At 39.9% G+C, this 7,793-nt stretch carries 9 protein-coding genes; 1 reads left to right on the top strand and 8 read right to left on the bottom strand.

The window, feature by feature from the left end:
• Nucleotides 1-99 precede the first annotated feature (99 nt).
• Nucleotides 100-444 (top strand): winged helix-turn-helix transcriptional regulator, encoded by a 345-nt coding sequence (locus RR45_RS10430; RefSeq protein WP_031367139.1) that lies wholly within the window; start codon nt 100-102, stop codon nt 442-444.
• 90 nt (nt 445-534) lie between these two features.
• On the opposite strand, the gene RR45_RS10435 is transcribed toward RR45_RS10430, so the two are convergent.
• From RR45_RS10435 to rsmD, 8 genes are all read right to left on the bottom strand, one after another.
• A complete protein-coding gene (locus RR45_RS10435) occupies nt 535-999 on the bottom strand; it encodes an NUDIX hydrolase (RefSeq protein ID WP_031367138.1) in 465 nt (154 codons plus the stop codon).
• Nucleotides 1,000-1,326, bottom strand: a complete 327-nt coding sequence (locus RR45_RS10440) for an inorganic diphosphatase (protein WP_031367137.1) — start codon at nt 1,324-1,326, stop codon at nt 1,000-1,002. It lies immediately after the preceding gene.
• The gene (locus tag RR45_RS10445) at nt 1,326-1,757 is read right to left on the bottom strand and encodes a GNAT family N-acetyltransferase (RefSeq protein ID WP_084463504.1); all 432 of its coding nucleotides are present in this window, start codon (nt 1,755-1,757) and stop codon (nt 1,326-1,328) included. The genes RR45_RS10440 and RR45_RS10445 overlap by 1 nt, the downstream gene beginning before the upstream one ends.
• Complete coding sequence (locus RR45_RS10450) at nt 1,754-2,287, bottom strand: NUDIX hydrolase (protein ID WP_244148321.1); 534 nt, start codon at nt 2,285-2,287, stop codon at nt 1,754-1,756. Before RR45_RS10450 ends, RR45_RS10445 begins: the two co-directional genes overlap by 4 nt.
• 79 nt (nt 2,288-2,366) lie before the next feature.
• The gene (adhE, locus tag RR45_RS10455) at nt 2,367-4,967 is read right to left on the bottom strand and encodes a bifunctional acetaldehyde-CoA/alcohol dehydrogenase (protein WP_031367134.1); all 2,601 of its coding nucleotides are present in this window, start codon (nt 4,965-4,967) and stop codon (nt 2,367-2,369) included.
• A 405-nt stretch (nt 4,968-5,372) separates the two neighbouring features.
• Complete coding sequence (locus tag RR45_RS10460) at nt 5,373-6,434, bottom strand: SepM family pheromone-processing serine protease (RefSeq protein WP_031367133.1); 1,062 nt, start codon at nt 6,432-6,434, stop codon at nt 5,373-5,375.
• On the bottom strand, nt 6,421-6,903 hold the full coding sequence (gene coaD / locus RR45_RS10465; protein WP_031367132.1) for a pantetheine-phosphate adenylyltransferase: 483 nt from the start codon (nt 6,901-6,903) through the stop codon (nt 6,421-6,423). The genes RR45_RS10460 and coaD overlap by 14 nt, the downstream gene beginning before the upstream one ends.
• Nucleotides 6,904-7,131: 228 nt before the next feature.
• Nucleotides 7,132-7,674, bottom strand: a complete 543-nt coding sequence (gene rsmD / locus RR45_RS10470) for a 16S rRNA (guanine(966)-N(2))-methyltransferase RsmD (RefSeq protein WP_031367131.1) — start codon at nt 7,672-7,674, stop codon at nt 7,132-7,134.
• Nucleotides 7,675-7,793 lie beyond the last annotated feature (119 nt).

Consider the following 7,793-nt stretch of genomic DNA (forward strand, 5'->3'; position numbering starts at 1 on the left):
GAATTAATTGGTAGTTATTAGAGGTGCCCTATAATAACTTATAAGCAGAAAAAATGTAAGTAGGCACTATTATATTACCTAGGTATCTTTTTGTAACTATTGGAGGTTTGCATCATCGAAAACGAAAAATCACTCCCCGCATGCCCTGTAGAATTAACCCTTTCTCTTATCGGCAATAAATGGAAATTCTTAATCATCCGTGACCTATTAATTGAAACAAAGCGTTTTAGTGTCTTGAAACGCTCCATTGGTCGTATTTCCCAAAAAGTATTGACTGATAATCTGAGACAACCCGAAACATCTGGTATTGTCACGCGCAAAGTTTATGCAGAGGTTCCCCCACGCGTGGAATATTCCTTAACACCGCTTGGGCAATCTTTAGATACTGTTCTCAATTCTATGATGACCTGGGGAGAGCACTACAAAAACAAATATGAGCCATAAAATTTATCAAAAAACCTCTTGATCTTAAATCAAGAGGTTTTTTTGACTGTCTTTCTCTAAAGTTACATCGTACCACTATGACACCGTTGTTTATGACACGAGATTAGCTTCTTGATTTACAAGGTGTAATATTTGATCACGCTTATCTCTGACAACATCAGATAAAATCTCTGGCTGCACGCTAGCACTTTCACTAATTGGCAACCACAAAATATCTTGACTTTCAAAATCGGGTGCTGATTGGTCAAACTCTAAAACATTAGTCGTTACGTCATAGACATACAAAAACTCATGATAAAATGTATCATCATATTTGAAAAAATTCTCAATCATCGCACATAAGCTAGCCGTTTCTACAATTAAACCTGTTTCTTCAGCTACTTCACGGCTAATCGCGGCTTGCGTTGTTTCTCCGAGGGCAACGCGTCCGCCTACTAAAGAGATTGTCCCGTTAAGCCATTGTGATACCAAAATCTTATCATCTTGTTGAATGATTGCGGCGACTCGAATATTTAAGCGACCTTCCGCAATATCTACTGTCAAATCTTGTGTCATTTAATCCTCCACCATTTCAATTGTTGACTCAAAATATTGTTCCATAAAAGCGATTCTTGTCATGATGTCATCGGCTATATAACTTTTTCCAAAGTCTGTCACCACCCACTTGGTCTCAACATCATCTGCACGATGGACAACTGCGATTAGCTGTCCTATAAAACTCTCCAGAGGCTTGTCATCTTCCGTTAAAATGTAGACATCCTGCGCCTCCCCATCACCACCTATTACCTCCGCGACGTAGCCGTAGTTTACGGGATAAATCGTGCCATGGTGATTAAAACCTACGGGTCGGTCAATGGTCACGGCTAGTGTCAGTTTTTCCATCAAAACACTTTTCTAAAGTTTGCTTGTGATTTAACCCGTTCGTAGCCTACTCGCTCGTAAAATAAGTGAGCATCGTGTCGATCTTCGCCTGAATTCAAGCGAATACCTGATGCGCCGTCAGTTTGTGCAATGGCTTCTGCTGCTTGCATCAAACTTCTGCCGACACCTTGTCCTTGAAATTGCTCAAAAACGGCTAGACCTAGTATATTTTTATAGGGAATGGCATATGTCACGTTGTAGTCCTGAACGTGAACATAACCAGCGGGTTCCCCATCAACAAAAGCCACAAAAATTTGATTGGCAGGTTTTGATAAGACATCTAGTAGCCGTGTTTGGCTAAACGCTTCATCTAAATCATAACCTAGCGTCTCTTGACCAAGGCGATAAATCATCGCATGGTCATCAATTCTTGCTTTTCTCACTTCAATCATGTTTTTTCTCCTATTTCAGAAAAACTAAAAATTAATTCAAGCATTGACTGATGATAAGGAAAGAAAGTGCCCTCTGTCAACATGCTCATCACTTCATCATAACTCGCCCACTTAACATTCTGAACTTCTGTCTGCTGTAAGTTTAGCATGTCTAACTCCAGATCCTGATGGACGATATATTCATCAGCAAAACCATTGGGAAAATGTATCCAAAAATAAGGAACGGTTTCCGCTAAATCAATTGCCAACCCCAATTCTTCAAAAACTTCACGTTCAGCTGCATCTCTGCTCGTCTCACCAGCTCGGACACCACCGCCTACGCTAATATCCCAATAACCAGGGAAGTCTTGCTTATGTGGCTGACGTTGCTGTATCAAGAGTTGATTTTGTGTATTCATAATATTCACATGGACAATCAACTGATACTCACCATCTTTAAGTTTCTGGTTACGTTCAGCTGTTCTCCCAGTTCGGTTGCGGTCATCATCATAAATATCAAACAGTTCCATAGCACCCCTCCATTTTGCCATAGTATAACATATTTATTAACACCAAGCACAAAAAAACTTACAAGCAGTTGTTTGTAAGTTTTTTAGCCATCATTTTCACTTAACCTTTATAGTCATAAGCGATTTCAATGATACTTTTCAATTCAGAGATCAAAGGCTCTTTTGGATTAGCAGTTGTACATTGGTCTTCATAAGCTTTTTCAGACAAGTGGTCAATTTCTGCATCCATTTGTTTCTTAGTCAAGCCTTGTGCTTGCCAGTTCATGTCAATACCAGTTGCGATACCAAGATTGTAAACAGCAGTTGCCAATGCTTCAACTAATTCAGCAGTAGTGTTACCTTTAAGCCCTAAGAAACGCGCAATGTCTGCATAATCTTCATCCGCACGGAAGAAGTCATATTTAGGGAACATCGCATGTTTTTGAGGGTCTTTCGCATTATAACGGATAACGTGTGGGAGCAAGATCGCATTCGTCCGTCCGTGAGGAATGTTCCAAGCACCACCAACTTTGTGGGCGATTGAGTGACAAATACCAAGGAAGGCATTAGCAAAGGCCATACCAGCCATTGTAGAGGCATTATGCATTTTCTCACGAGATTCAGCATCACCAGTCTTAACTGATTTTTCAAGATATTCAAAGACAATCTTGATAGCTTGCAATGACAGACCACGTGTATAGTCAGATGCCATAACTGAAACATATGATTCAATTGCGTGTGTCAAGACGTCCATACCTGTATCGGCAGTTACGCTAGCTGGTACTGACATCACGAGTTGTGGGTCGATGATTGCTACATCTGGCGTCAAAGCGTAGTCAGCTAATGGGTATTTAGTATGGTCTTCTGAGTCAGTAATAACCGCAAATGGTGTGACTTCTGAACCTGTACCAGATGTTGTTGGGATACAGATGAAAGTTGCTTTTTCAGCATATTCAATCTTATAAGCACGCTTACGGATATCAAGGAATTTTTGTTTAGCGCCAAAGAATGATGTATCTGGGTGTTCGAAGAACATCCACATCCCTTTCGCCGCATCCATTGCTGAACCACCACCGAGTGCAATCACCACATCCGGTTGGAAGCTATTGAACATTTCAAGACCTTTATAGACTGTGTTAGTAGACGGGTTAGGTTCTACGTCTGAGAAAATTTCAACTTTTGGATCATTAGGATTCTTTTCAAGTTGTTTACGAACAAGGTCAGCATAGCCAAATTGCACCATACCTGGGTCACAAACCAACATCACACGTTCAGCCTTGATTTGTTGCAAGTAAGTGATTGAATTTTTTTCAAAGTAAACTTTTGGTGGCAATTTGAACCATTGCATATTATTTCTCCGTTTAGCAAGCGTTTTAACATTAATCAAATCTACTGCTGATACGTTATGTGAAACTGAGTTATGTCCATATGAACCACAACCAAGTGTCAATGATGGCAACATTTCGTTGTAAATGTTACCAATACCGCCTTCAGATGCTGGCGTGTTCACAAGGATACGACAAGCTTTCATGCGAATACCAAACTGGATTTGTAAGTCTTCATTTTCTGTGTGAATAACAGCCGTATGACCAAGACCGCCAAGGTCAAGCATGGCTTCACAAAGGTCAAGCCCTTCTTCAGTAGAGTTAGCTTTAACCATTGCCAAGACTGGTGATAATTTTTCACGTGATAACGGGAAGTCAGCACCAACACCAGCAATTTCAGCGATGAGTAATTTTGTTTCTTCTGGTACTTTAATCCCTGCTAATTCAGCGATATATTTAGCTGAAAAACCAACGATTTTAGGGTTAACTGCATGACCATCAGGTAACATAACTGCTGCTTGAAGTTTCGCTAATTCAGCTTTTGATGATACGATATAAGCATTGTGTGCCAAGAATTCTTCTTTAACGTCATTGTAAACTTCGTTATCAACGATGATCGCTTGCTCAGACGCACAAATCATACCATTGTCAAATGTTTTTGAAAGGAACAAATCGTTAACAGCACGTTTAATTTTCGCATCTTTCGTAATGTAAGCTGGTGTATTACCAGGACCTACACCAAGTGCTGGTTTACCTGTTGAGTAGGCTGATTTAACCATGCCTGCACCACCAGTTGCCAAAACAGTCGCAATCGTTGGGTGATTCATCAAAAGACCAGTAGCCTCAATTGAAGGTGTCGTCACCCATTGGATACAGTTTTCAGGTGCACCTGCTGCGACTGCGGCATCTAAGACGACTTGTGCTGCGGCTGCGGAAGATTTTTGTGCAGACGGATGGAAAGCAAAGATGATTGGATTACGTGTTTTGATCGCAATCATAGATTTGAAAATTGTTGTTGACGTTGGGTTAGTTGTTGGTGTTACACCGCAGATAACGCCGACTGGTTCAGCAATTTCAACGATACCAGCTTCTTTATCTTCATTAATAACGCCAACTGTTTTGTTATCTTTAATAGCATTCCAAATATACTCAGACGCATACATATTTTTAATAGCTTTATCTTCATAGATACCGCGACCAGTCTCTTCCACGGCCAATTTGGCAAGTGGCATGTGTTTGTCAAGCGCAGCCATACTCATTTCATGCACGATATGATCGATTTGCTCTTGGTTTAATTTTTCAAGACCTTTGAGCGCTTCTGCCCCTTTAACAGCAAGCTCATCAATCATGCCAGCAACGTCAAATATTTCCGTTTTCTCTACAGTTTTTGTAGCCATCTTTTTTCTCCTTAAATTTGAACTTCAAGTTTACCCTCTAGTCAAAAGATTTTTGTCTTCACGAGCTATGCTTGTTTGTGACAACCCCTTATTTTCTATCAAAGTGGTAATACCTTCAGAATCATGCCTAAAAATGGTAGTGACGATTAGGTTTAGATAAGTTAGTGAAACAATTAACTTATCTTTATGACCTTATTATATCACACTGAAAGCGTTTGTAAAGTGATATTTAAAAAATTATCATTTGTGAAATTGGCAACTTTGTGATTTTTTTAGTTAATTCGTATTCAATACAGTAAAATCAAGCTATCTTTTTCACAAAGTCATAAAAAAAAAGTTGCTCAGAAAGTCATTTCACAATCTTCTGAGCAACTTTTTTCCAGATCTGATGAACTACAAGGATTTTTAAGACTTCTCCAAATAATCAATCGCATCCTGCACTGTTTTTACAGGTACAATCTTCATCTTCGTGTTCATTTTTTTAGCAGCAGCTAGTGCCTCTTGATAATTTGATTTAACATCAGGCTCAGCTTTTTTCATTTCTTTCGTAATTTCATCATCAGGAGCCAGGAAAATTTTAGCACCATTTCGACTTGCGGTAGCTATTTTTTTATCAATTCCACCAATACGCCCAATCTTACCATCCTTTTCAATTGTCCCAGTACCGGCAATTTCTCGACCTCGCGTTAAATCCTGACCTGTTAATTGAGCGTAAATTTCAAGCGTGAACATCATCCCTGCTGACGGACCTCCAATTGATCCTGCATCAATCGTTACCTCAGGCGTACTCTTAATCGCTGTATGGTCGACCAGTGTAATCCCAATGCCAGCCTTACCATCTGAAATCTTAATCGTTTTACCATCTGCTGATTTGGACATCCCCGATTCATCTAAGTACTGAACTGAAATCTTAGCACCAATCTTTTGAGATTTGATATATGCCATCAATGCCTCAGACGATTTGAAACTTTGCTCATTGACACCAGTCACCGTATCTGCGATATGCAAGACATTCTTAAACGTTGACTCCTTCATCACATCTAAGACGTATACGCCTTTATATTCTAAATCAAAGGGCTTACCAGCCAGCTTAAATGCCTCATATATAGCAGCATTCTGCGCACTCGCCATGTAAAAAGCATTCATCCGCGTATAGTCAGCATCCGACTGGGTGCCCATCATGTCCTCTTTGCTATAAACATCCGTAAAATCCGTTAACGCCGCATAAATCAAACTCGCACCCGTTGCCCGCATCATTGAAACAGTCGTTAAATTTAAAGACCCCTTTTCTGATTTTTTGGACAATGGCGCTTGATTAACCTTAACCATCGTGCCGACATTTTCAGTCGTGCCAGGCATCTCAACATAATACGGTAGGGGGAGCAGAACACCAAGTAGGACTAGGATACCAACAATGCTAATAATCCCCCAGCGTTTTGTTATCAATGACTTTTTATTTTTGCTCAAATTTTTTCTCCAATTCAAGTGCGACAAGTTCCGGCACCCATTTTGACACATCAACACCAAAGTGTGCTAATTCTTTCATTCTCGAGCTACTCACATACTGAAGCTCTGGACTAGCCGCGAGCAACACAGTCTCTACCCCGGTCATCTCATGGTTAAAATAAATCATGGCTGACTCATAGTCTAGGTCTTGCGCATTTCTAACGCTTCGAACCAACGCCGTCACGCCCAATTTATGAGCAACATTGACCGTCAAATCCGATTCATGAACGATGATTTCAATATGCTCAGAATCCGACAATAGCTGGCACATTATCTCTGCCCGCTCAGTCGATGTAAAGAGCGGATTTTTTTTGTCGTTGTTGAAAATACCAACATAAAGCTTGTCGAAAAGTTTCGCAGCGCGGTGGATGATATCGAGATGCCCATTGGTAATGGGATCAAATGTCCCTGTATATAAACCGATTTTCATTTGTAAACTACCTCAAATTCTTCATAAAGCAGAGACGTCATAGGGTAACTTTGCTTTGGCAAATGTTGTCTGGAAAAAATGACGGCAGAGGTTATACCTGTTTTTTTTCATCTAGGACGAGTTGCCCTAATCCATCTACCATCTCAACCGTTGCGCCAAAAGACCAGCTTGCCCCAAAAAGGCACTTTAATCTCCGCAATTGCTTTAAAATTTCCCCAAAATGATTGCTCAACTGCGTTCATAAAGACTCACTTTCGAAATACCATATGTTTTTTGCTTGATAAGACTGAAATTCACTATGCTAGCAGGTAGATCAACAGATTTATCCGTTTCACAAACAATCGTTACACATGGTGATAAAAGGCCATTACCTTCTAGTTTTTCAATATCCTTAACAATTTGTTCTTTGGCATAGGGTGGATCTAAAAATACTAAATCGAAAGGCTCATTTAATAATGAGATAGCTTTATCTGATGTCATTTTCATCATGGTAAAGCGATCATTATCTTTTGTCATGTCAATATTGGCTTGAATCACTTGCTGGGCCTGCCGATCCTTTTCCACCATAATCGCCCTATCATATCCACGAGAAATTGCTTCAATTGCAAGTCCACCCGAACCTGAATATAAATCTAAAACAAGTCCACCATCAAAGTATTGTCCAAGCATAGAAAAAATAGCTGCTCTTACTTTATCTCCAGTAGGACGTGTATTTTTACCTTCTAATGTTTTGAGGGTTCTTCCCCCGTATTGTCCTGAAACAACTCTCATTTCATCACCTCAGTTATCTCTTTTTATTATAACAAATTTAAGTTGATAATCGTATGTACAAAAAAACGACTGAAATCAGTCGTCAATTATCGGGAAGACAGGATTCGAACCTGCGACAC

Origin of the sequence: Pseudolactococcus chungangensis CAU 28 = DSM 22330 (assembly GCF_002441885.1) — a bacterium.
Taxonomy (GTDB): domain Bacteria; phylum Bacillota; class Bacilli; order Lactobacillales; family Streptococcaceae; genus Pseudolactococcus; species Pseudolactococcus chungangensis.

What these genes read in the sequence shown, in the direction of transcription:
- rsmD (WP_031367131.1), bottom strand. Translation starts at nt 7,674, where the DNA reads ATGAGAGTTGTTTCAGGACAATACGGGGGAAGAACCCTCAAAACATTA.
- RR45_RS10440 (WP_031367137.1), bottom strand. Translation starts at nt 1,326, where the DNA reads ATGGAAAAACTGACACTAGCCGTGACCATTGACCGACCCGTAGGTTTT.
- adhE (WP_031367134.1), bottom strand. Translation starts at nt 4,967, where the DNA reads ATGGCTACAAAAACTGTAGAGAAAACGGAAATATTTGACGTTGCTGGC.
- coaD (WP_031367132.1), bottom strand. Translation starts at nt 6,903, where the DNA reads ATGAAAATCGGTTTATATACAGGGACATTTGATCCCATTACCAATGGG.
- RR45_RS10445 (WP_084463504.1), bottom strand. Translation starts at nt 1,757, where the DNA reads ATGATTGAAGTGAGAAAAGCAAGAATTGATGACCATGCGATGATTTAT.
- RR45_RS10450 (WP_244148321.1), bottom strand. Translation starts at nt 2,287, where the DNA reads ATGGCAAAATGGAGGGGTGCTATGGAACTGTTTGATATTTATGATGAT.
- RR45_RS10435 (WP_031367138.1), bottom strand. Translation starts at nt 999, where the DNA reads ATGACACAAGATTTGACAGTAGATATTGCGGAAGGTCGCTTAAATATT.